The organism is Isoptericola sp. AK164, from assembly GCF_029643425.1.
GTDB classification, from domain to species: domain Bacteria; phylum Actinomycetota; class Actinomycetes; order Actinomycetales; family Cellulomonadaceae; genus Isoptericola; species Isoptericola haloaureus.
Window position 1 is genome coordinate 1,170,476 of sequence record NZ_CP119106.1, and the last position, 20,551, is coordinate 1,191,026.

At 73.2% G+C, this 20,551-nt stretch carries 22 protein-coding genes; 11 read left to right on the plus strand and 11 right to left on the minus strand.

From position 1 onward, the window contains the following. Nucleotides 1–174: 174 nt before the first annotated feature. From PO879_RS05280 to PO879_RS05290, 3 genes are all read left to right on the plus strand, one after another. The gene (locus PO879_RS05280; RefSeq protein WP_278236881.1) at nt 175–492 is read left to right on the plus strand and encodes a DUF3039 domain-containing protein; all 318 of its coding nucleotides are present in this window, start codon (nt 175–177) and stop codon (nt 490–492) included. Next, on the plus strand, nt 489–2,339 hold the full coding sequence (locus tag PO879_RS05285) for a DEAD/DEAH box helicase (RefSeq protein ID WP_278236882.1): 1,851 nt from the start codon (nt 489–491) through the stop codon (nt 2,337–2,339). The genes PO879_RS05280 and PO879_RS05285 overlap by 4 nt, the downstream gene beginning before the upstream one ends. A gap of 144 nt (nt 2,340–2,483) precedes the next feature. Further along, nucleotides 2,484–4,007 (plus strand): NCS1 family nucleobase:cation symporter-1, encoded by a 1,524-nt coding sequence (locus PO879_RS05290; protein WP_278236883.1) that lies wholly within the window; start codon nt 2,484–2,486, stop codon nt 4,005–4,007. Between the two features lie 76 nt (nt 4,008–4,083). Here the strand turns inward: PO879_RS05290 and PO879_RS05295 are convergent, their stop codons facing one another. Beyond that, a complete protein-coding gene (locus PO879_RS05295; RefSeq protein WP_278236884.1) occupies nt 4,084–5,520 on the minus strand; it encodes a nicotinate phosphoribosyltransferase in 1,437 nt (478 codons plus the stop codon). Nucleotides 5,521–5,616: 96 nt separating this feature from the next. Between PO879_RS05295 and clpS the strand changes: the two genes are divergently transcribed. The 5 genes from clpS to PO879_RS05320 all read left to right on the plus strand — a co-directional run bounded on the left by clpS (nt 5,617) and on the right by PO879_RS05320 (nt 8,924). Then, nucleotides 5,617–5,931 carry an ATP-dependent Clp protease adapter ClpS gene (clpS, locus tag PO879_RS05300; RefSeq protein WP_278236885.1) on the plus strand — a complete coding sequence of 105 codons (315 nt, stop codon included), beginning with the start codon at nt 5,617–5,619 and terminating at the stop codon, nt 5,929–5,931. Then, complete coding sequence (locus PO879_RS05305; RefSeq protein ID WP_278236886.1) at nt 5,928–6,605, plus strand: DUF2017 family protein; 678 nt, start codon at nt 5,928–5,930, stop codon at nt 6,603–6,605. The genes clpS and PO879_RS05305 overlap by 4 nt, the downstream gene beginning before the upstream one ends. Nucleotides 6,606–6,698: 93 nt before the next feature. After that, a complete protein-coding gene (murI, locus tag PO879_RS05310) occupies nt 6,699–7,502 on the plus strand; it encodes a glutamate racemase (RefSeq protein WP_278236887.1) in 804 nt (267 codons plus the stop codon). 135 nt (nt 7,503–7,637) lie between these two features. Further along, a complete protein-coding gene (locus PO879_RS05315) occupies nt 7,638–8,444 on the plus strand; it encodes an MBL fold metallo-hydrolase (protein WP_278236888.1) in 807 nt (268 codons plus the stop codon). 108 nt (nt 8,445–8,552) lie between these two features. Further along, the gene (locus PO879_RS05320; protein ID WP_278236889.1) at nt 8,553–8,924 is read left to right on the plus strand and encodes a DUF3054 domain-containing protein; all 372 of its coding nucleotides are present in this window, start codon (nt 8,553–8,555) and stop codon (nt 8,922–8,924) included. Nucleotides 8,925–9,057: 133 nt separating this feature from the next. Here PO879_RS05320 and rdgB read toward each other — a convergent pair whose 3' ends face one another. Genes rdgB through PO879_RS05355 form a run of 7 tightly spaced genes read right to left on the minus strand, consistent with a single transcriptional unit; the run spans nt 9,058 to nt 15,226 of the window. Next, a complete protein-coding gene (gene rdgB, locus PO879_RS05325; protein ID WP_278236890.1) occupies nt 9,058–9,726 on the minus strand; it encodes an RdgB/HAM1 family non-canonical purine NTP pyrophosphatase in 669 nt (222 codons plus the stop codon). A 1-nt stretch (nt 9,727) separates the two neighbouring features. After that, nucleotides 9,728–10,465 carry a ribonuclease PH gene (rph, locus tag PO879_RS05330; RefSeq protein ID WP_278236891.1) on the minus strand — a complete coding sequence of 246 codons (738 nt, stop codon included), beginning with the start codon at nt 10,463–10,465 and terminating at the stop codon, nt 9,728–9,730. A 57-nt stretch (nt 10,466–10,522) separates the two neighbouring features. After that, nucleotides 10,523–11,356 (minus strand): LytTR family DNA-binding domain-containing protein, encoded by an 834-nt coding sequence (locus tag PO879_RS05335; protein ID WP_278236892.1) that lies wholly within the window; start codon nt 11,354–11,356, stop codon nt 10,523–10,525. 5 nt (nt 11,357–11,361) lie between these two features. Beyond that, entirely contained in the window at nt 11,362–12,696 is a 1,335-nt protein-coding gene (locus tag PO879_RS05340; protein WP_278236893.1) for a histidine kinase, read from the minus strand. After that, entirely contained in the window at nt 12,683–14,377 is a 1,695-nt protein-coding gene (locus PO879_RS05345) for a cation acetate symporter (protein ID WP_278236894.1), read from the minus strand. Before PO879_RS05345 ends, PO879_RS05340 begins: the two co-directional genes overlap by 14 nt. After that, nucleotides 14,374–14,709, minus strand: coding sequence for a hypothetical protein (locus tag PO879_RS05350; RefSeq protein ID WP_278236895.1), 336 nt, complete (start codon nt 14,707–14,709; stop codon nt 14,374–14,376). The genes PO879_RS05345 and PO879_RS05350 overlap by 4 nt, the downstream gene beginning before the upstream one ends. Nucleotides 14,710–14,764: 55 nt before the next feature. Beyond that, nucleotides 14,765–15,226: a hypothetical protein gene (locus tag PO879_RS05355; RefSeq protein ID WP_278236896.1), complete on the minus strand. Its 462-nt coding sequence runs from the start codon at nt 15,224–15,226 to the stop codon at nt 14,765–14,767. Nucleotides 15,227–15,502: 276 nt separating this feature from the next. Between PO879_RS05355 and PO879_RS05360 the strand changes: the two genes are divergently transcribed. Together PO879_RS05360 and PO879_RS05365 are read left to right on the plus strand one after the other, a co-directional pair. Next, nucleotides 15,503–15,826, plus strand: a complete 324-nt coding sequence (locus PO879_RS05360; RefSeq protein WP_278236897.1) for a DUF4212 domain-containing protein — start codon at nt 15,503–15,505, stop codon at nt 15,824–15,826. Next, complete coding sequence (locus tag PO879_RS05365; RefSeq protein WP_278236898.1) at nt 15,823–17,499, plus strand: sodium:solute symporter family protein; 1,677 nt, start codon at nt 15,823–15,825, stop codon at nt 17,497–17,499. Before PO879_RS05360 ends, PO879_RS05365 begins: the two co-directional genes overlap by 4 nt. A gap of 159 nt (nt 17,500–17,658) precedes the next feature. Here PO879_RS05365 and hpxO read toward each other — a convergent pair whose 3' ends face one another. From hpxO to uraD, 3 genes are read right to left on the minus strand one after another with little or no spacing between them, the layout of a single operon-like run. After that, nucleotides 17,659–18,852, minus strand: a complete 1,194-nt coding sequence (gene hpxO / locus PO879_RS05370) for an FAD-dependent urate hydroxylase HpxO (RefSeq protein ID WP_278236899.1) — start codon at nt 18,850–18,852, stop codon at nt 17,659–17,661. 3 nt (nt 18,853–18,855) lie between these two features. Then, nucleotides 18,856–19,185, minus strand: coding sequence for a hydroxyisourate hydrolase (gene uraH, locus PO879_RS05375; protein ID WP_278236900.1), 330 nt, complete (start codon nt 19,183–19,185; stop codon nt 18,856–18,858). After that, complete coding sequence (gene uraD, locus PO879_RS05380; RefSeq protein WP_278236901.1) at nt 19,182–19,691, minus strand: 2-oxo-4-hydroxy-4-carboxy-5-ureidoimidazoline decarboxylase; 510 nt, start codon at nt 19,689–19,691, stop codon at nt 19,182–19,184. Before uraD ends, uraH begins: the two co-directional genes overlap by 4 nt. A 170-nt stretch (nt 19,692–19,861) precedes the next feature. Between uraD and PO879_RS05385 the strand changes: the two genes are divergently transcribed. Beyond that, on the plus strand, nt 19,862–20,497 hold the full coding sequence (locus PO879_RS05385; RefSeq protein ID WP_278236902.1) for a cupin domain-containing protein: 636 nt from the start codon (nt 19,862–19,864) through the stop codon (nt 20,495–20,497). Nucleotides 20,498–20,551: the final 54 nt, after the last annotated feature.

Below are 20,551 nucleotides of genomic sequence, written 5' to 3' on the forward strand. Positions count from 1 at the left end.
ACCAGGTAGGCAACTCTGCGGCGAGGTAGGCGAGTTCTCCGCCAGGTAGGCAAGCTCTCGAGGCTCTGGCCTACCTCGCCGCAGAGTTGCCTACCTCGCCGGAGGATTGCCTACCTCGCCACAGCGCCGCCTCTCTCGGCGGGGTGTCGGTGGGTGGCACGTAGGATGGAGCCCATGAGCGAGCCCCTCTCCACCCCGCCCGCCGACCCCTCGCAGGACACCGGCTCGGGGACGAGCGTGCTGGAGCGCCCGGACACGCGGGAGCAGTCCGCCGAACCGGGCGACCACGAGCGGTTTGCGCACTACGTGCGCAAGGAGAAGATCATGCAGTCGGCGATGTCCGGCAAGCCCGTGATCGCGCTCTGCGGCAAGGTCTGGGTTCCCGGTCGTGACCCGTCGAAGTTCCCCGTGTGCCCCGTGTGCAAGGAGATCTACGACGGCCTGCGCGACCCGCAGGACGGCGACGACGGAAACTCCGACTCCGAGTCGTGAGCTCGCCGGTTCCCGAGTCCGAGTCCGTCGACCTCTTCGCCGCCGCTGCCGAACCGACCAAGCCGCTCCCGCAGTCCCCGTCGGTCTCGGCCGCGTCCCACCTCAGCCCGGCCTACCCGCGCCGCGCACCGTGGGGCACGGCGTCGAACCTGCGCGCCTGGCAGGCCGAGGCCCTCGAGCTGTACCACCAGAGGTCGGCGCGCGACTTCCTCGCCGTCGCCACTCCGGGCGCGGGCAAGACGACGTTCGCGCTGCGCGTGGCCACCGAGCTGCTCGACGCCGGCGTCGTCCGGCGCGTGACGGTCGTCGCGCCCACGGAGCACCTCAAGCACCAGTGGGCCGACGCCGCGGCGCGGGTCGGCATCCGCATCGACCCGTCGTTCAAGAACGCCCAGGGCCGGCACGGCGCCCACTACGACGGCGTCGCGCTGACCTACGCCCAGGTCGCCTCCAAGCCGGCGCTGCACCGCGCCCGCACCGAGGCCGCCCCCACCCTGGTGATCCTCGACGAGGTGCACCACGGCGGGGACGCGCTGAGCTGGGGCGACGCCATCCGGGACGCCTTCGAGGACGCGACCCGACGCCTCGCCCTGACCGGCACGCCCTTCCGGTCGGACACCGCCTCGATCCCGTTCGTCACCTACGAGGCCGACGCCGAGGGGATCCGGCGCTCCAAGGCCGACTACATCTACGGCTACGGCGACGCGCTGCGCGACCACGTGGTGCGGCCGGTGCTGTTCATGACGTACTCGGGCGAGATGCGCTGGCGCACCCGGGCCGGTGACGAGGTCAGCGCCCGCCTCGGCGAGGACATGACCAAGGACATGCACGCCCAGGCCTGGCGCACCGCCCTGGACCCGCGCGGCGAGTGGATCCCGTCGGTGCTCGCGGCCGCCGACCGGCGCCTGACCGAGATGCGTCGCGCCGTGCCCGACGCCGGCGGGCTGGTCATCGCCTCCGACCAGACCGACGCCCGTGCCTACGCCGGGCACCTGGCCCGGATCACGGGCACCTCGCCGACGGTCGTGCTCAGCGACGACGACGGCGCGAGCGAGCGCATCGACGAGTTCGCGGCCGGGACGCAGCGCTGGATGGTCGCCGTGCGCATGGTCTCCGAGGGCGTCGACGTGCCACGTCTCGCCGTCGGCGTCTACGCCACCAGCACCTCGACGCCGCTGTTCTTCGCCCAGGCCGTGGGCCGGTTCGTCCGTGCCCGCAAGCGCGGCGAGACCGCCTCGGTGTTCCTGCCCAGCGTGCCGCTGCTGCTGGGGCTCGCCAACGAGCTCGAGGCCGAGCGGGACCACGCCCTCGACCGGCCCCAGACCGCCGAGGAGCAGGGCATCGAGTACGACCCCGAGGCCGCCCTGCTGGCCGCGGCGAACAAGGAGGAGAAGGCCTCGGGCGAGCTGACCGGCTCCTTCGAGGCGCTGGACGCCCAGGCCTCCTTCGACCGCGTGCTGTTCGACGGCGGCGAGTTCGGCACCGGTGGCGAGCTCGGGTCCGACGCCGAGCAGGACTTCCTGGGCATCCCCGGCCTGCTGGACGCGGACCAGGTCTCCACGCTGCTGCGTCAGCGCCAGGCGGCCCAGACCCAGGGGCGCGGCGGTGCCACGGACCGTGAGGCGGCCCTGCAGCAGTCCGAGCAGGAGCACCGCCGGGCCGCCGCCCTGCGCAAGGAGCTGTCGAAGCTGGTCTCGGCGTGGGCGCGCAAGAGCGGCACCCCGCACGGCAAGGTGCACGCCGAGCTGCGCCGCCGGTGCGGCGGTCCCGAGGTGCCCCTGGCCACGGCCGACCAGCTCGACTCCCGGGTGGAGATGGTGCGGGGCTGGTTCGTCGGCAAGCGGTGAGCCGGGGGCGGCTCACGACTGTCACAGAGGTGTTACCCGCGAGAAACCGCCGGTGCGTGGTTAAGTCATAACTTGAATCCAGGTGCTCACGAGGTCGTCGACGACGAGCATCCCGCTCCCGCCCCGCTGCCCCTGGAGACTGCCATGACCGCGACCCTGCCCGCGGAGGAGTTCGACACGCACGTCGGACCCGACCCGAACCCGGCCCTGCACAACGACGACCTCGGCCCGCTGCCGCAGGAGCGTCGGCGCTGGGGGGCGTTCGAGATCTTCAACGTCTGGACGAACGACGTCCAGAGCCTCGCCGGCTACACGCTGGCCGCCAGCCTGTTCATCACCGCCGGCATCAACGGGTGGTGGGTGTTCGCCGCCATCGTCATCGCCGGGTTCTTCGTGAACTGGCTCGTGAACCTCACGGGGAAGCCGAGCGTGAAGTACGGCATCCCCTACGCCGTGATGGCCCGGTCCAGCATGGGGGTGCGCGGAGCCCAGTTCCCGGCCCTCGTCCGCGGGATCGTGGCGATCTTCTGGTACGGCGCGCAGACGTACTTCGCGTCCACCGCCGTCGCCCTCGCGCTCGACGCGATCTTCGGGGACCCGCAGCTGGCGGTGTTCCTCGGCATGGACCTCGTCGACTGGGTCTCCTACGTCGTCGTCGCCGCGCTGCAGGTGGTGCTGTTCGTCCGGGGGATCTCCTGGATCGAGCGGTTCCTGAACTTCGCGGGGCCCGCGGTCTACCTCGTGATGATCACGCTGCTCGTCGCCATCTGGGTCCAGGCCGGTGACCGGCTGCTCCCCGCCGTCGGGTCGATCTTCACGAACGACTCGGTCGAGGGCTGGGCGGCCGTCGGCGCCTTCGTCGGGGTGATCGGCACGATCATCGCCTACTTCTCCGCCGTCGTGATCAACTTCGGCGACTTCGCCCGGTTCTCGCGCAGCGAGAAGGCGATGCGGCGGGGCAACTTCCTCGGTCTGCCGGTGAGCCTGACGTTCTTCACGTTCCTCAGCCTCTTCATCACCGCGGGCGCGTACATCGTGCTGCAGGACGGCCAGGGGGACCCGCTCACCAACCCCGCCGACATCGTCGGGCTCGTGGGGAACGTCTTCCTCACCATCGTCGCGGCGCTGACGTTCGTCGTGGCCACCGTGGGGATCAACCTCGTCGCGAACTTCATCCCGCCGGCCTACGACCTGTCCAACCTGGCACCGCAGCGCATCAGCTTCCGCCGGGGCGGCTACGTCACGGCGGCGGTCGGGTTCGTCGTGGGCGCCCTGTGGGTCGCGACCATCAGCCAGATCGGGCTGCCGACCTTCGTCGACACGCTCGGGGCGATCCTCGCCCCGCTCTACGGCGTGCTCGTCGCCGACTACTACGTCATCCAGCGGCGCAGCCTGAAGGTCGCCGACCTGTTCAGCATGGACCCGCAGAGCCGCTACTACTACCGCCGGGGATGGAACGTCCGGGCCCTGGCCGCGATCGGCATCGCGGGCGTGTTCTCCGTCGCCGCCGTGTGGGTGCCCGCCCTGGCCGTCCTCAGCGGGTTCGCGTGGGTCATCGGCGCCGTCCTCGGGGGGTGCCTGTACCTGCTCGTCATGTGGGGCTACCGCCCGGCCGGTGCGGACACCGGCACCGCACCGACCCCGGCCGCCGCCGAGTCGGACGTCTGAGCACCGTCGGCGGTCGTCCGGGCGTCGCGCCCGGGCGACCGCCGGTCCACCGGCACCCGCCGTCAGGCCGGAACGCTCAGTCGAGCGACTCGACGACGGTGGGGATCGCCGGGTCCCCGGCCGAGAGCCGGCGCGCCCCGCGCGGCAGCTCGCCGCGGGAGGACGCGTGCCGCTCGGCAGCGTTCTGCACCCCGTAGGCGCCGACCCATCGCGAGTCCGTCGCGCCGTCGGTCACCAGCGGCACGTGCAGCGGGCGCAGCCGCCCGCCGTCGTCCCCGGACCCCCCGGCTCGCGGCTCCCACGCGACCACGTCCTCGTCGGGCCCGGTGTAGAGCACCTCCTCGAGGGCGCGACCGTCCTCGTCGAGGCGTCGGGCGGCGGCCTTGCGCCCGCCCCGGTCCGACTTGTGGGCGGAGGCCTTGGCCACGGGCTGCATCCGCCCCGCGGCGTCGGAGCGGGCGACGAGCTTGTAGACCATGCCGCACGTCGGTGTACCGGAACCGGTCACCAGCGAGGTCCCCACGCCGTAGGAGTCCACCGGAGCGGCGGCGAGGCCGGCGATGGCGTGCTCGTCGAGGTCGGAGGTCACCACGATCTTGGTCCCGGTCGCCCCGAGCTCGTCGAGCTGAGCGCGCACCTCGATGGCCATGGCGCCGAGGTCGCCCGAGTCGAGCCGGACGGCGCCCAGCCCGGTCCCGCCCGCCTCGATCGCCCGCTCGACGCCGCGACGCACGTCGTAGGTGTCGACCAGCAACGTGGTCCCGACCCCGTGCCAGGCGACCTGGGAGGCGAAGGCCGACGCCTCGTCGTCGTGCAGCATGGTGAAGGCGTGCGCGGCGGTGCCGATGGTCTCCAGCCCGTAGCGGTAGCCGGCCTCGAGGTTCGACGTGCCGACGAACCCGCCGACGACGGCGGCCCGGGCGGCGGCGACGGCGGCCTGCTCGTGGGTGCGTCGCGACCCCATCTCCATCACGGGCCGGTCCACGGCCGCGCTGGTCATGCGCGACGCGGCCGAGGCGACGGCCGAGTCGTGGTTGAGGATGGACAGCACGAGGGTCTCCAGCAGCACCGCCTCGGCGAAGGTGCCCTCCACCTGCAGCACAGGCGAGCCGGGGAAGAACGTCTCGCCCTCGGCGTACCCGGTGATCGTGCCGGTGAACCGGAACCCGCGCAGGAAGTCCAGGGTGCGGTCGTCGACCACGCGGTGGCGCTCGAGGAAGCCCAGCTCGGCGTCGCCGAACCGGAACGCGGCCAGCGCCTCCAGCACCCGTCCGGTCCCGGCCAGGACGCCGTAGCGGCGTCCGGCGGGCAGGCGGCGGGTGAACACCTCGAACACGCAGTGCCGGTGGGCGGTGCCGTCGGCGAGCGCGGCGGCGAGCATCGTCAGCTCGTAGCGGTCGGTGAGCAGGGCCAGGGAAGGTCTCAGTGTCGGCAAAGGTGCGGCGGGGAGTGACTGCGGGACGGTCAGCGGGCTCGTCGCCGGGACGCCGTTGCCCCGTCGCTCGTCGGTCATGCCCCTACGGTACGGGTCGGGGGCCGGATCGGGCAGGACCAACCGCGCGGCGCGTGCGTCCGGACCCCCGGTCGCCGCTCCCCGTAGGGTGGTGCCATGACGGTCTCGGCGACGCAGGAGGACACCAGCACCGAGGAGGTGTCCCGCCTCGCCGACCCGTGGGTCACGATCGTGTGGAACGACCCGGTCAACCTCATGAGCTACGTGTCCTACGTCTTCGAGAGCTACTTCGGGTATCCCGAGGCCAAGGCACGCCGGCTGATGCTGCAGGTCCACCACGAGGGGCGGGCCGTCGTCTCGACCGGGCCCAAGGAGCGCATGGAGGTCGACGTGCAGGCGATGCACGGGTTCGGGCTGTGGGCCACGATGCAGCAGTCGGACGCCCCCGGCGGCTCGGGGGAGGGCGCATGACACCCTTCCGGTCCACCCCGGCCGGGTACGTCGCGACCTGGGAGCCGGTCGAGCGCGAGGTGCTGGCCCGGGTCGCCCGCGACGTCGCCGGTCTCCTGAGCGCGGACTCCGGGCTGCCCGACGACGCCACGGAGGCCGAGGTGGCGTTCACCGGCGTCGCCCGGGTGCCCCGGGACCCGGCCGTCCAGCGCCTGCTGCCGGACGCCCACCGCGAGGACGCCGAGGCGGCCGCGGAGTTCCGGCACCTGACCCAGACCGACCTGGCCGCGGGCAAGGTCGCCCGGCTGCACGCCTTCGCCGAGACGGTGGACCCCTCCACGGAACCCGTGACGGACGCCGGGGACGGCGACCAGGTGCTGGTCGCACGCGACGACGCCCAGGACTTCGCCGCCGCCCTGACCGACGTCCGGCTCGTGCTCGCCGAGCGGCTGGGGCTCGACGACGACGCGGACGTCGAGCACCTGCACACCGAGGTCCTGGCCGGGCTCGGCCCCGAGCAGGACGAGGACGACCTCGACCCCGCCGACGACGACCCGGACGACGACGAGGGCGCGGCGATGGACGCCGAGCAGCGGGTCTACTGGGGCGGGGTGTTCGTCGCCGCCGGGTTCGCCCAGGAGTCGCTGATGGACGAGCTCCTCGCCGACCTGCGGGCCCGTCGCAGCGCGGGGTGAGCGGCGGCGGCGGGGCGGCGCTGTGGCGCGTGCCACGCGTGGCACCGCTCACGAAACCGGTGCTCAGCGCGCTGCGACGTTAGGCTGCCAGCCGTGAACGACGCCCCGATCGGGATCTTCGACAGCGGGGTGGGTGGTCTCACGGTCGCCCGCTCGATCCTCGACCAGCTCCCGCACGAACAGCTGCACTACATCGGCGACACGGCGAACGGCCCCTACGGGCCCAAGCCGCTCGCCGCCGTGCGCGCGATGGCGCTCGCGGTGATGGACCGGCTGGTCGACGACGGCGTGAAGATGCTCGTCATCGCCTGCAACTCCGCCTCGGCGGTCGCGCTGCGCGACGCACGGGAGCGGTACACCGTGCGCCGGGGCATCCCGGTGGTCGAGGTGATCCTGCCGGCCGCGCGCCGCGCCGTCGTCGCCTCCCGCTCGGGACGCATCGGCGTGATCGGCACGCAGGCCACGGTGGAGTCCCTGGCCTACGACGACGCGTTCGCCGTCACCCCGGGGATCGAGGTGACCAGCCAGGCGTGCCCGGAGTTCGTGCGGCTGGTCGAGGAGGGCACGACGTCGGGACCGGAGGTCCTCGACATCGCGCACCGCTACCTCGACCCGGTCAAGGCGGCCGGCGTGGACACCCTCGTGCTGGGCTGCACGCACTACCCGCTGCTGGCGGGCCCGATCTCGTACGTGATGGGCCAGGACGTGACCCTGGTGTCCTCGGCGGAGGAGACCGCCCAGGACGTGTACCGCAAGCTCGTGGCGCACGACCTCGAGCGGTCGCCGGCGGCGGCGGAGCCCGTGCACCGGTTCGCCGCGACCGGGAGCCCGGCGCCGTTCGCGGACCTGGCCCGCCGGTTCCTCGGACCGGAGGTCGACCTGGTGGAGGCCGCATGAGCGCGAGGAGCGAGGCACCGCAGCGATCGTGCAGGGAGGGCATCGCATGAGCGCGAGGAGCTCCCGCGGAGGGACGGCGAGGGACGAGGTGTGCCGGAGCGAGGCACCGCAGCGATCGTGCAGGGAGGGCATCGCATGAGACTCGTGACCGTCGGTGTGTCCGGCTCGCTGCCGGGCCCGGACTCGCCCGCGTCCTGCTACCTGGTGCAGGCCGACGACGGCGAGCGGACCTGGAACGTCGTGCTGGACCTGGGGTCGGGCGCGCTGGGGCCGCTGCAGCGGCACGTCGACCCGGTGGACGTCGACGCGATCGGCCTGTCGCACCTGCACCCGGACCACTGCTCGGACCTGAGCGGGCTGTACGTCTACCTCAAGTACCACCCCGAGCGCGGCGTCGCCCGCACGGGGGTGCCGCGCGAGCTGCCCGTGCACGGCCCGTCGGGGACGCAGGAGCGTGCGGCGGCGATGTACGGCCTGGAGCCGGACGAGGACATGGCCACCGAGTACGTCTTCCGGACCTGGCGGCCGGGGACGGCGGTGCAGGTCGGTCCGCTGACGCTGGAGCCGTTCACCGTGAACCACCCCGTGGAGGCCTACGGCGTGCGGGTGACCGGGCCGTCGTCGGAGCGTCCGGGGGAGAGCGCGACCCTGGTCTTCTCCGGCGACACCGACGCGTGCCCCGGACTGGTCGAGGGGGCGCGGGGCGCGGACCTGCTGCTGTGCGAGGCGGCGTTCCTCGAGGGGCGCGACGACGGCGTGCAGCGCGGCATCCACCTGACGGGTCGCCGGGCGGGCCGTGTCGCGGCCGAGGCCGGGGTGGGCCGGCTGCTGCTGACGCACCTGCCGGCGTGGACGGACCCTGCTGAGACGCTGGCCGAGGCGCGCGGGGAGTTCGACGGTCCGATCGAGGTCGCGGTCGCGGACGGCGTGCACACCCTCTGACGCGCCCGCGGCAGCGCTGCCCCCGTCGTGGGCATGAAATCTGCAGCTCTCGACGGTCTCGAGGCTGCATATTTCATGCCCACAACGGCGCCCGGTAGCCTCGACGCCGTGCAGAAGCTTCCCGCCTGGCCCGCGGTCGTGTGCGACCTGGTCTGCGTCCTCGTGTTCACTCTCGTCGGGACGGCGAGCCACGCCTCGGCCGGCTCCGCCTGGCACCTCGTGGCCGTCGCCGCGCCGTTCGTGATCGGCCTGGCCGTCGGCTGGCTGGCGACGCGCGCCTGGCGTGCCCCGGCGCAGCCCTGGCCCACGGGGGTGGCGATCTGGTTCGCCACCGTGGCGCTCGGCGTGCTGCTGCGCCCGCTGTTCACCGGCGGCTTTGCCTGGACGTTCACGCTGGTCACGGCGGGCTTCCTGGCGCTGACGATGATCGGCTGGCGCCTGCTGGCCACCCTCGCGCAGCGCCGCCGCGCCGCCTCCTGACCCGGCGCCCTGACCCGGCGCGTCCTGACCCGGCCCGTCACCGCACACCCGGTGCGGGCATGAAATCTGCAGCTCGCCGGCACCGGAGAGCTGCAGATTTCATGCCCACAACGGTCCCGGGGGAGCCCGGCCGTCAGAGCGCGGCGGCGACCGCCGGCGCGAGCGACCGCAACGCCTTGCCGCGGTGGCTGATCGCGTTCTTCTCCTCCGGGCTCAGCTCGGCCGACGTGCGCGTCCCCGGTGAACCGTCCGGACCCGCGGGCTGCTCGGCCGGCACGAGGATCGGGTCGTAGCCGAAACCACCCTCACCGCGCGGGGAACGGACCAGCACGCCGGGCATCTCGCCGAGCGCGACCTCCTCACGCCCGTCCGGGGTGACCAGCGCCGCCGCGCACACGAACGCCGCCGCGCGGTGCTCGTCGCGGACGTCGCCGAGCTGGGCGAGCAGCAGCTCCAGGTTCGCGACGTCGTCGCCGTGCCGCCCGGCCCAGCGGGCCGAGAAGATCCCCGGCGCCCCGCCGAGCACGTCGACGCTCAGGCCCGAGTCGTCGGCGACGGCAGGCAGGCCGGTCGCGGCCGCCAGGGCGCGGGCCTTGATCAGCGCGTTCTCGGCGAACGTCACGCCGTCCTCGACGGGCTCGGGGGCCTCCAGGTCCCCGGCGGTGACGACGGCGTCGTCCGGCAGCGCGTCGAGTCCCGGCTCGGCGCGCAGGATCGCCAGCAGCTCGACGAGCTTCTTGCGGTTGTGCGTGGCCAGCACGAGCCGTGCGCCGTGCGGGGCCGACGCCGCGGTGCCGGCCATCTCAGGCGTCCTCGGCCAGCGCGGCCTGCTGGGCCTTCGCGAGCTCGGTGGTGCCCGCCACGGCCAGGTCGAGCAGCGCGTCGAGCTCGTGGCGCGCGAACGGCACGCCCTCGGCGGTGCCCTGGATCTCGACGAACTCCCCGTCGCCGGTGGTGACGACGTTCATGTCCGTCTCGGCGCGGACGTCCTCGACGTAGGGCAGGTCCAGCATCGGGGTGCCGTCGATGATGCCGACGCTGACGGCGGCCACCGACCCGGTGAGCACGGTCTTGCCGCGGGCGGTGATCAGGCCCTGGCGGGTGCCCCAGGCGACCGCGTCCGCCAGCGCCACGTAGGCGCCGGTGATTGCGGCGGTGCGGGTGCCGCCGTCGGCCTGCAGCACGTCGCAGTCCAGCACGATCGTGTTCTCCCCGAGCGCGGAGACGTCGACGACGGCGCGCAGGGACCGGCCGATGAGCCGCGAGATCTCGTGGGTGCGGCCGCCGATCTTGCCCTTGACGGACTCGCGGGGGCTGCGCTCGTTGGTGGCGCGCGGCAGCATCGCGTACTCGGCGGTCACCCAGCCCTCGCCGGAGCCCTTCTTCCAGCGCGGCACGCCCTCGGTGAGCGACGCGGTGCACAGCACGCGGGTCTTGCCGAACTCGATGAGCACGGAGCCCTCGGCGTTCTCGCTCCAGTGGCGGGTGATCGTCACGGGGCGGAGCTGGTCAGGGGTACGGCCGTCAGCGCGAGTGGTCATGGCCCTCACCCTAACCGGGCGTCCGGGTACGCCGGCGGGCACCCCGTCCGGCCTGCGTCACATGCCGAACCGGCGCCGCAGCTCGCGGGCGTGACGCCGCGAGACCTCGACCCGCGAGCGCTGCCGGTCGTCCATGACCACGACGAGCGAGCCCTGGAAGTCGGGCACGAGCTCGCGCACGTGGTCGAGGTTGACCAGGTAGGAGCGGTGGGCGCGGAAGAAGTGCCCGCGCAGCCGCCGCTCGAGCTCGTTGAGCGACATCGTCACCAGCAGCCGCTCGTCGGCCAGCTTGAGGTAGGAGTAGCCGCGGGCGGCGCTGGCGTACACGATCGAGTCGCCGTCGACCAGCACGGTGCGACCGTCCTTCTGCACGGGGATGCGCACCAGGGTCTCGGCGTCATCGGGCCACGACGGCTGTCCGGACGACGCCGGCCCGGTCGACGGCGATCGGGGCCCGGGCGGGGGCGGGCTCGTCGCGCTGTCCTCGTCCGCGGAGCGCTCCGCGGCCTGCTCGCCGGCCCCCGCGCCGTCGGACCGCAGCGCCCGCTCCAGCGCCCGCTGCAGCCGCTCCGCGTCGAACGGCTTGAGCAGGTAGTCCACGGCCGCCAGGTCGAAGGCGTCCACGGCGTGGTCGGGGAACGCGGTGGTGAAGATGACCTTGGGCGGGTGCGGACGGTCGCGCAGCGCGGCGGCGACCTCCAGGCCGGACCCGCCGGGCATGCGCACGTCCAGCAGCACCAGGTCGTAGTCGAGGGAGTCCAGCAGCAGCAGGGCCTCCTCGCCGTTGGTGGCCTCGCCCACGACCTGCACCTGCCCGACCTCCTCGAGCAGGTAGCGCAGCTCGGCCCGGGCGGGTGCCTCGTCGTCCACGATGAGCGCCTTCGGTCGCACGGGCGTCACCTTAGCGGGATCCGCAGGTCGACGGTCGTGCCCTTGCCCGGCCGCGAGGCGACGTCGAACGAGTACCGGTCCCCGAACAGCGCGTCGAGGCGCTGGGAGATGTTCCACATGCCCACCCCGGAGTGCCGTGCTCCCGGGCCGGCGCCGTCGGGCCGGCGCCCGGCCAGCAGCCGCTGCAGCGTCTCCGGCGGCATGCCGACGCCGTCGTCGCTCACCCGGATCGAGGTCGTGCGGGTCAGCGGGTCCACGCGGGCGCGCAGGTGCACGGTGCCGCCGTCCACGGAGTCGGCGATCCCGTGCTTGACGGCGTTCTCCACCAGCGGCTGGATGACCAGCACCGGCACCCGCGAGGTCAGCACCTGCGGGTCGATGTCGTAGCGCACCCGCAGGCGGTCGCCGAACCGCGCCTGCTCCAGGGAGACGTACGTGCGCACGAAGAAGTACTCCTGGCTGAACTCCGCGAAGTGGCCGTCCTGGCGCACGGCGTAGCGGAAGAAGTCGCTGAGCCGCAGCAGGAGCTGGCGGGCCTCCTCGGGATCCGTGCGCGACTTCGAGGCGATGGTGTTGAGGATGTTGAACAGGAAGTGCGGGTTGATCTGGGCGCGCAGGGCGTCGAGCTGGGCGTCGGAGGCCAGGTGGCGCTCGCGGTCCATCTCGGCCAGCTCCAGGTGCAGCGACAGCATCGAGGCCATGTCGTCGACGAGCACGCGCGGGGCCGGCTCGTCCTGGGTTCGGTAGACCTTCAGCGTGCCCACGATCCGGTCGGCCACGGCCAGCGGGGCGACGACGGCGGTACGCAGCGGGCAGTCCGGCTCCGGGCAGCCGATGCCCTCGCGGGCGTGCACGACGACGGTGCGCCCCTTGCCGAGGGCGAGCCGCGAGACGCGGGTCTGCATCGCCTGGCCGACCTTGTGGTGGTCGCTGCCGGGTCCGACGAACGCGAGCACCTGCTCGGTGTCGGTGATGGCGATGGCGTCCCCGCCGAGCAGCGGGCGGATGAGCTGGGCGGTGCGGCGGGCCGCGTCGCGCGTCAGGCCGTGGCGCAGCGGCACGGACCGGCCGGCGGCGGCGATGGTCAGCCCGTCGCGCATCCCGCGCGGGTCCTGCGGGCGGGACGCGGGCCGCCACGCGCGGGTGCGGGCCGTGGCCCCGGAGCGCGGGCCGCGCAGCGCCGAGGGGTAGCCGAGCACGACGACGGTGCTCACCACGAGGCCGGCGGCGACGGTGGCCAGCACGTCCAGCGGGGGCGTGACCAGCACCTGGGTGACCAGGTACACCAGCCCCCAGGCGACGGCGAGGACGACCGCCAGCAGCCAGCTACCGCCGCGCACGCCGCACCTCCCGCCGTCGTCGCCGGGTCTCGGCCAGGACCAGGCGGGCCAGTGCCACGGCGTGCCGGTCCGCGGCGGTGCCGTGCATGATCAGCCACGACCGCTCGACGTCCGGCGGGGGAGCCGTGCGCCGGGACACCACCACGGTCACGACCGTGGTCACCGGCGCGGCGAGCAGGGTCGGGGTGAGCAGCAGGTCGGGCCACACGGAGCCGTCGGCGACGGTCCCGGCGACGAGCATCCCCACGGCGACCGCGACGCCGGTCGACATCCCCGCCACGGCGCCGGCCGCCGTCGTGCGGCGCCACCAGATCGACAGCAGGAACACGGGGGTCAGCGCCGACCCGGCGATGGCGAACGCCCAGGTGACCATGGTGGCCACGATGGACGGCGTCGAGGCGGAGAACGTCGTGGGACTGAGCAGGAGCCCCAGGCCGGCCGCGAGGCACGCCGTGGTCAGCGTGGTGACCCGGCCGGCCAGCACGGCCTGGCGCTGCGTCGCACGCGGGTTGATGTGCCGCTCGTAGACGTCGTGGCCCCACGAGGTCGCGGCGGCCAGCAGCAGGCCGGCGATGGTCGACAGCACGGCGATGAGTGCGCCGGCGGCGACCACGCCGAGACCGGCGTCGCCGCCGTAGATGCGTCCCAGCACCGGCAGGGCGTGCTCGGGGACCGTCAGCACGCCGTCGACCGTGAGCTCCTCGAGCCACGCGTTGTCGGCCACGGCGCGGGGGATCAGCTCGCGGGCCGCCGTGCCCAGCATCACCGCCACGGCGTAGAAGACGCCGGCCAGGCACAGCACCCACACGGTCGTGGTGCGCGCGGCCGTCCCGGTCGGGGACGTGAAGTAGCGGTTCATCACGTGCGGCAGCCCGGCGGTGCCCATCGCCAGGGTGACGATGAGGGCGAGCTGGCCGAGCACGTCGTACCGGGCGCCGGGCTCGCCGAACACGGCCGGCTCGCCCGGGTGGAGCGCGTTCGGCTCGGTGGCCAGGCCGCCGTCGGGGGCCGGGTTGCCCAGCGGGGCGGTGGAGATCCGCTCGACCGCGTCGCCGTAGTGGAACCCCTCGCCGAGCACGGTGGCGGCGAGCCACAGCAGCGCGCCGAGCAGCAGCAGGAACTGCACCGCCTGCGTCCACGTGGTGCCGCGCATGCCGCCGAACGAGACCAGCGCGGCCACCACCGCGGTGGAGACCACGATGCCGGTGGCGTAGGGGCTCAGACCTGCCACGCCCTGGCCGACCAGCAGCTCCCAGGTGATGCCCGACCCGACGGTCTGCGGCACCAGGTAGGACAGGATGACGAGCTGGACGACCCCGACCGCCACGAGCCGGACCCGCTCCGAGCCGAGACGCCGGCCCAGGAAGTCCGGGATGGAGAACTCCCCGAACCGGCGCAGCGGCGCGGCGACGAACAGCAGCACGGGCACGAACCCGGCGGCGAACCCGACGGCGTACCAGGCGCCGTCCAGACCCGTGGCGTACACCGCGGCCGCGACGCCGAGGAAGGACGCGGCCGAGAAGTAGTCGCCGCAGATGGCCCAGGCGTTGGTCGCCACCCCCACGCGCTGGCCGGCGAGGTAGAAGTCGACGGTCGAGGTCCCGCGCGGGCGCATCACGACCGCCACGACGGTCACCAGGGCCAGCACGGCGGCCAGGGTGAGGCCGCTGGACAGCGTCAAGGGGTGTCCTCCTCGGCCGCGTCCGCGCCGTCGGGCCCCTGCTCGGCCGCGCCCAGCATCCGGTGCTCGACGGCCGAGGACAGCCGTGCGGCCGCGATCCCCAGGACGGCGAAGAACAGGTAGAGGCCGAACGCGGCGACGAGGAAGCCCGGGCTCATGCCGCCCACCAGGCGGGCCTGCGACCACCAGTCCAGCGTGAGGGTGAGCACGGGGAAGGCCGCCACGCCGAGCAGGAACACGACGAAGTACCCGACCGAGACGCGGCGCAGCGTGCGGAAGGCCGCGTCCACCTCCGCAGGCGTGTCCCGGGTCCCGACGTCGTCGTCGTCCATGACGGAGAAGCCTACGGAGCCGCGGCCCCGGGCGGAAGCCGGAGTCCCGGGGCGGTCACGACGTCGGCGCGGGGGCCGTGCGCAGCAGCCGGACCCCGGTGGCCAGGAGCACGACGGCGCCGCCGGCCGCCATGATCAGCCCGATGCCGGGCATGGCCTGGCCCCAGGAGTCCGTGGCCGCGCTGACCTGACCGAGGCGCAGCAGCTGCCACGCCACGACGAACGCGACCGCGCCACCGGCGACGAGGCTGTGCGAGACCGCGACCCAGCGGCGGGGGATGACGGCCCCGGCGACGGCGACGAACCCCGCGCACAGCGTCCACAGGCCCGGGCCGGCCGTGCCGCTCAGGGTGCCGACCGGCGTGATGACCCACGGCAGCAGGCTGCCGACGATCACGGCCAGCGCCCCCAGCAGCATGCCGAGACTGCCGGGGTGGAACACCCGGGTCCGTCGGGCCGGCGTCCGACCGCCGGCGCGCAGCAGGTTGCCCAGGGAGGTGCTCGTCGTCGAGGCCATGGGTCCGACTGTAGGTCGCGTGCGCCGCCGTGCGGCCCGGGAGTCGGTGAGCGGTGCGAACCGTCCCGCGGGCGGTCGACGTGGCCGCCCGAACGGTGCCGGCACCGGCGGGGGACCGGTCGGTGCCGCCGTCCGACCGTTCGCGGGACGGACCCCGCCGCCCGCCTGTGAAGGTCTTGTGACCCTGCTCACGGGTGCGATTCGCTCGGGTGCGTACGAGGACGGACGTGCCCCGGACGACGACGTCCGGGGGAAACGCGACGAAGGGAGCGTCCGATGGTCGACACCGAGCGAGGGAGCTCGCCGGATCCTGGGCCGCCGCCCCACAACGGGTGGCGTCAGGAGTACTGGAAGAAGAACCTGCGGCTGATGATCGTCCTGCTCAGCATCTGGTTCCTGGTCTCGTTCGTGTGCGGGATCTTGTTCATCGAGCAGCTCAACACCATCGAGGTCTTCGGCTTCCCCCTGGGGCTGTGGTTCGCCCAGCAGGGCTCGATCTACACGTTCATCGTCCTGATCCTCGTGTACACGCTGCGCATGGACAGGCTCGACGACGAGTACGGCGTGGCCGAGCGTGACGAGGAGGGGAACCGACTGTGAGCGACATCCAGATCTGGACCCTCGTCTTCGTGGGCCTGTCCTTCGGGACCTACCTGACCATCGCCTGGCGCAGCCGCGTCCGGGAGACCAAGGGCTTCTACGTCGCCGGCCAGGGCATCCCCGCCGTGGCCAACGGCGCCGCCGTCGCCGCGGACTGGATGTCCGCCGCGTCGTTCATCTCCATGGCGGGCCTCATCGCCTTCCTCGGCTCCGACGGCTCGGTCTACCTCATGGGCTGGACCGGCGGGTACGTGCTGCTGGCCCTGCTGCTCGCGCCCTACCTGCGCAAGTGGGGCAAGTTCACCGTCCCCGAGTTCGTCGGCGACCGGTACTCGGAGTACGTGCGGCTCATCGCCGCGGTCGCCGCGATCATCGTGTCGTTCACCTACGTGGTGGGGCAGATGCGCGGCGGCGGCATCGTGTTCAGCCGGTTCCTCAACCTCACCATCGAGGGCGGCGTGGCCGTGGCCGCGGGCGTCATCTTCTTGTACGCGGTGCTGGGCGGGATGAAGGGCATCACCTGGACCCAGGTCGCCCAGTACACGGTGATGATCGTCGCCTACCTCATCCCCGCGTGGACGATCGCGCAGAAGATGACCGGCTTCCCGGTCCCGCAGGTGACGTTCGGGCAGATCCTCGACGAGCTGAACGCGCTGAGCCAGGAGTTCGGCCTCGAGCAGTACACCGAGGCGTTCGCCGTGCGGCCCCAGCTCGACGTGTTCCTGGTGACGCTGTCGCTGATGATCGGCACGGCGGGTCTGCCGCACGTCATCATCCGCTTCTACACCACCAAGTCGGTGCGCGGTGCGCGGTTCAGCGCGCTGTGGGCGCTGGTGTTCATCGGCCTGCTCTACACCACGGCTCCGGCCGTGGGCGCGTTCACCAAGCTGAACCTCATGCAGTCGGTCAACGGGGTGGCGGTGGACGCCTTGCCGGCCTGGGTGAACAACTGGGCCGCCACGGGGCTGGTGACGGTCTCCGACTCCGCGTCGACGATCACGACGTTGAGCAACGACCCGGCCTCCGGGGCGGACCTCATCGTCAACAACGACATCCTCGTGCTCGCCACCCCGGAGATCGCCGGGCTGCCGGCACCGATCGTCGGGCTGGTCGCGGCCGGCGGCCTGGCCGCCGCGATGTCGACGGCGGCCGGCCTGCTGCTCGTCATCTCCTCCTCGGTGTCGCACGACCTGTACTTCCGGGTCGTCAAGAAGCCGACGTCGGACTCGCGCCGCCTGCTCGTCGGGCGGATCGCGATGGGTGCCGCGGTGCTCGTGGCGATCTACGGCGGCATCAACCCGCCGGCGTACGTGGCCCAGGTGGTCGCCTTCGCCTTCGGGCTGGCGGCGTCGACGTTCTTCCCGATCCTCGTGCTGGGGATCTTCTGGAAGCGCGCCAACGCCGTCGGGGCGGCGTCCGGCATGATCTCCGGCCTGGCGTTCACCGGGGCGTACATGCTCTACACCCTCGAGGTGTTCGGGACGTCGTCCCACGACTACCTGTTCGGCATCTCGCCGGAGGGCATCGGCGCGCTCGGCGCCTTGGTGAACGTCATCGTGACGATCGTCGTCTCCAAGCTGACGACACCACCGACCGAGCACGTCCAGGAGATGGTCGAGGAGCTGCGGTACCCGGCGAGGCGGGTGACGTCGCCGGCGGCCGAGACCGAGTAGCTCGTCCTCTCGGTGGGACGGGGCTCCCTGCTCCGCGCGATCGCGCTCACGGGCGCTGCGCGCCCTCCGCTTCCGGTCCGACGACCGCGCGGAGCAGGGAGCCCCGTCCCTTCGTCGTGCCGCCGCTCGGCGACACAGGTTCTCGCCGGAGCGCGGGCGTCAGAGGGGGCCGGCGCCGAGGTTGACCGGGCTGCCGGTGATGTTGCCGACGATGCCGCGGATGATGGCGCTGCCGTCGGTGCCCCGCAGGCTCGCGTACCAGGCGGCGGTCCGCTCGGGGTCCTCGCCGTGCGTCTCTGCGCCGCGCGCGCGGGCCCGCTCCACGAGGTCGGCGGCCCGCCCGGTGCGGCTGTGCTCGTAGCGCCGCAGCGAGTCCTCGACGCTCACCGTGTTCGTCGCCAGGCTGATCGCCAGGGCGAAGGAGTCCTCCAGGGCCAGGCAGGCGCCCTGCCCGATGTCCGGGGCGGTGTTGTGGGCGGCGTCGCCGAGGATCGCGACGCGTCCGCGGACCCAGGTGTGGAACGGGTCGATGTCCCAGATCTCCACCCGGTTGAGGGACCGGTCCGGGTCGATCGCCCCGAGCAGCGTCCGGACCCCGGGCGCCCAGTGGCCGAACGACTCGTGCAGCGGCGCCGCGCCGTCCGAGGCGTCGTACGGCAGTCCGGCAGGCTGCGGCACGTCGAACCAGAAGTAGAACCGCCCGTCGGCCACGGGCATGACGGCGGCGCGCTTGCCCTCGGCGACGTAGGTCGTCCACTGGTTCTTCGGCCCGACGGCGGTGTCGGCGGCGACCAGGCCGTTGAAGTTCGTGTAGCCCGAGTACGTGCGCTCGATGCGCTCGCCGCCCTCGTGCGCGCCGGTGACGTGGTCGCGCACCACGGACCGGGCGCCGTCGGCCCCGACGAGCAGGTCGGCGGTGTCGGTGGACCCGTCGGCGAAGGTCGCGGTGACCTGCTCGCCGTCGTCGGCGACGGACACCAGCCGCCTGCCCAGGTGGATCTTCTCGGTCCCGAAGCTCTCCATGAGCAGGCGTTGCAGGTCGGCGCGCGCCACGGGGTACGGCTTCTGGCCCGTCTGCTCGGTGACCGGCGCCAGGCTGAACCGGCACAGCGTCTCGCCGGTGTGCCCGTCGAGGTAGGCCATGTCGTCCATGGCGCCGCCGAGCGCGGCGACCTGGTCGCCGAGGCCCAGCCAGTTGAGCACCTTGACGCCGTTCGACCACAGCGAGAGCGCGGCACCCACGGGCTTGTTCTCCCGCATCCGGTCGTAGACGACGACCTCGTGCCCCAGCCGCTGCAGGGCGATGGCGGCGCTGGTGCCGCCGACGCCCGCCCCGATCACGATGATCTTCATCGCTCAGCTCCCGCGGTAGGTCGAGTAGGCGAACGGGCTCAGCAGCAGCGGCACGTGGTAGTGCCTGCCCGCGCCCTCGGGCGTCACGACGAACGTCACCGCCACCGACGGGTAGAAGGTCTCGACCTCCCGCTCGGCGAAGTACGTGCCGGTGTCGAAGGTGAGCGTGTAGGTCCCCGAGGGCAGCAGGTTCGGGCCGAGGTCGGCGCGGCCGTCGTCGTCGGTGTCCGTGTCGTCGATGCGCTGCCCGTGGGAGTCGGTCAGCTCGAGTCGCAGCCCCGTGGCCGGTTCGCCCGTGCCGGCGTCCAGCACGTGGGTCGTCAGGTGGCTCATCGGGTCGTCTCCTCGGTGATCGTGTCGTGCAGCCGCCGCAGCGCGATCTGCGCGAGCTGGTCGCAGGCCTCGGCGGTCTCGGTGGCCTCGTCGTTGCCCAGGCGCCGCTCGAGCTCGGCGAGCATCTCCTGCGGCGACCGCCCCGCGGCACGCACGAGGAAGACGCGGCCGAACCGCTCCTCGTAGGCCCGGTTGCCCGCGGCCATCCGCGTCTCGACGTCCGCGCCGGCGTCGGCCATGCTCGCCTGCTCCCGGCGCGAGGCCGCGGCCTCGGCGCCGTCGCCCGCGGCCCTCTCGCCGATCCGCGGGTGGTGGGCCAGCGCCGCGTCCAGCGTGGCGCCGTCCCACGAGCGGGTCAGCGCGGTGGCGCGGTCGGCCAGCGCCCGGACGGACCCGTACGGTCGCCCGGCGACCACGGCGTCGACCCAGGGGGGGACGGCGGCCCAGACGGACACGACCTCGCGGGCGGGCGCGTCGTCCAGGGTGTCGAACTCGTCGATGTGCACAGCAGGCTCCTCTCGTCACCGGAACGTACGTCCCGCACGCTGCGGTGCGGTTTCGGACCGATGACGGCGACGTGACCTGCGGTGCCGTCGCGCGGCGCCGAGGCCCACGTGGCGGCGGCGCTCCGGCGGGCGGCCTACGATGCGTGCAGCCCCCGCCGACAGGAGACACCGTGGACGAGACCCTGCTCCCCGCCCGCATCGGCGGCCGACTGCGTCGGCTGCGCACCGCGAGCGGTCGGTCGCTGGCGTCGGTCGCGCAGGAGCTCGGCGTCTCGTCCAGCGCCCTCTCCCAGATCGAGAACGGGGTGATGAAGCCGTCGGTCCAGCGTCTGGTCGAGCTCGTCGGCATCCTGGGCGTACCGGTGTCGGCGATCTTCGACGACGTCGCGGTGTCCGTCCCGCGCGTGGACGACGACGTCACCGACGTCTCCGAGCCGCTGCCCGGCGTCCTGGTCGCCACGCGCGAGGCGGACTCGCCGGCGCAGCTGGGGCAGGGGGTCACCTATCGCCGGCTGTCCCCGGCGCCGCTGCCGGGCGTGACCTGGTTCGAGTCCACCTACCCGCCCGGGGCCTCCTCGAGCGAGGACGGCTCCATGCTCGTGCACACCGGGTACGAGAGCGGGCACGTCGTGTCCGGCGAGCTCGTCTTCGAGTTCGCGCAGGGGGCCGTCCGGCTGGGACCGGGCGACTCGCTGTCCTTCGCCGCCAGCCGGCCGCACCGCGTGGTCAACGACGGCGACGTCGTCGCGGTGGCGCTCTGGCTGACCGTGGAGCCGTCGGCCACGGCCGAGGCGGAGGAGGCGTAACCACGCCGAAACGCGGGGGATGGCGTTAAGCAATAACTTCACGCCAGGATGGTC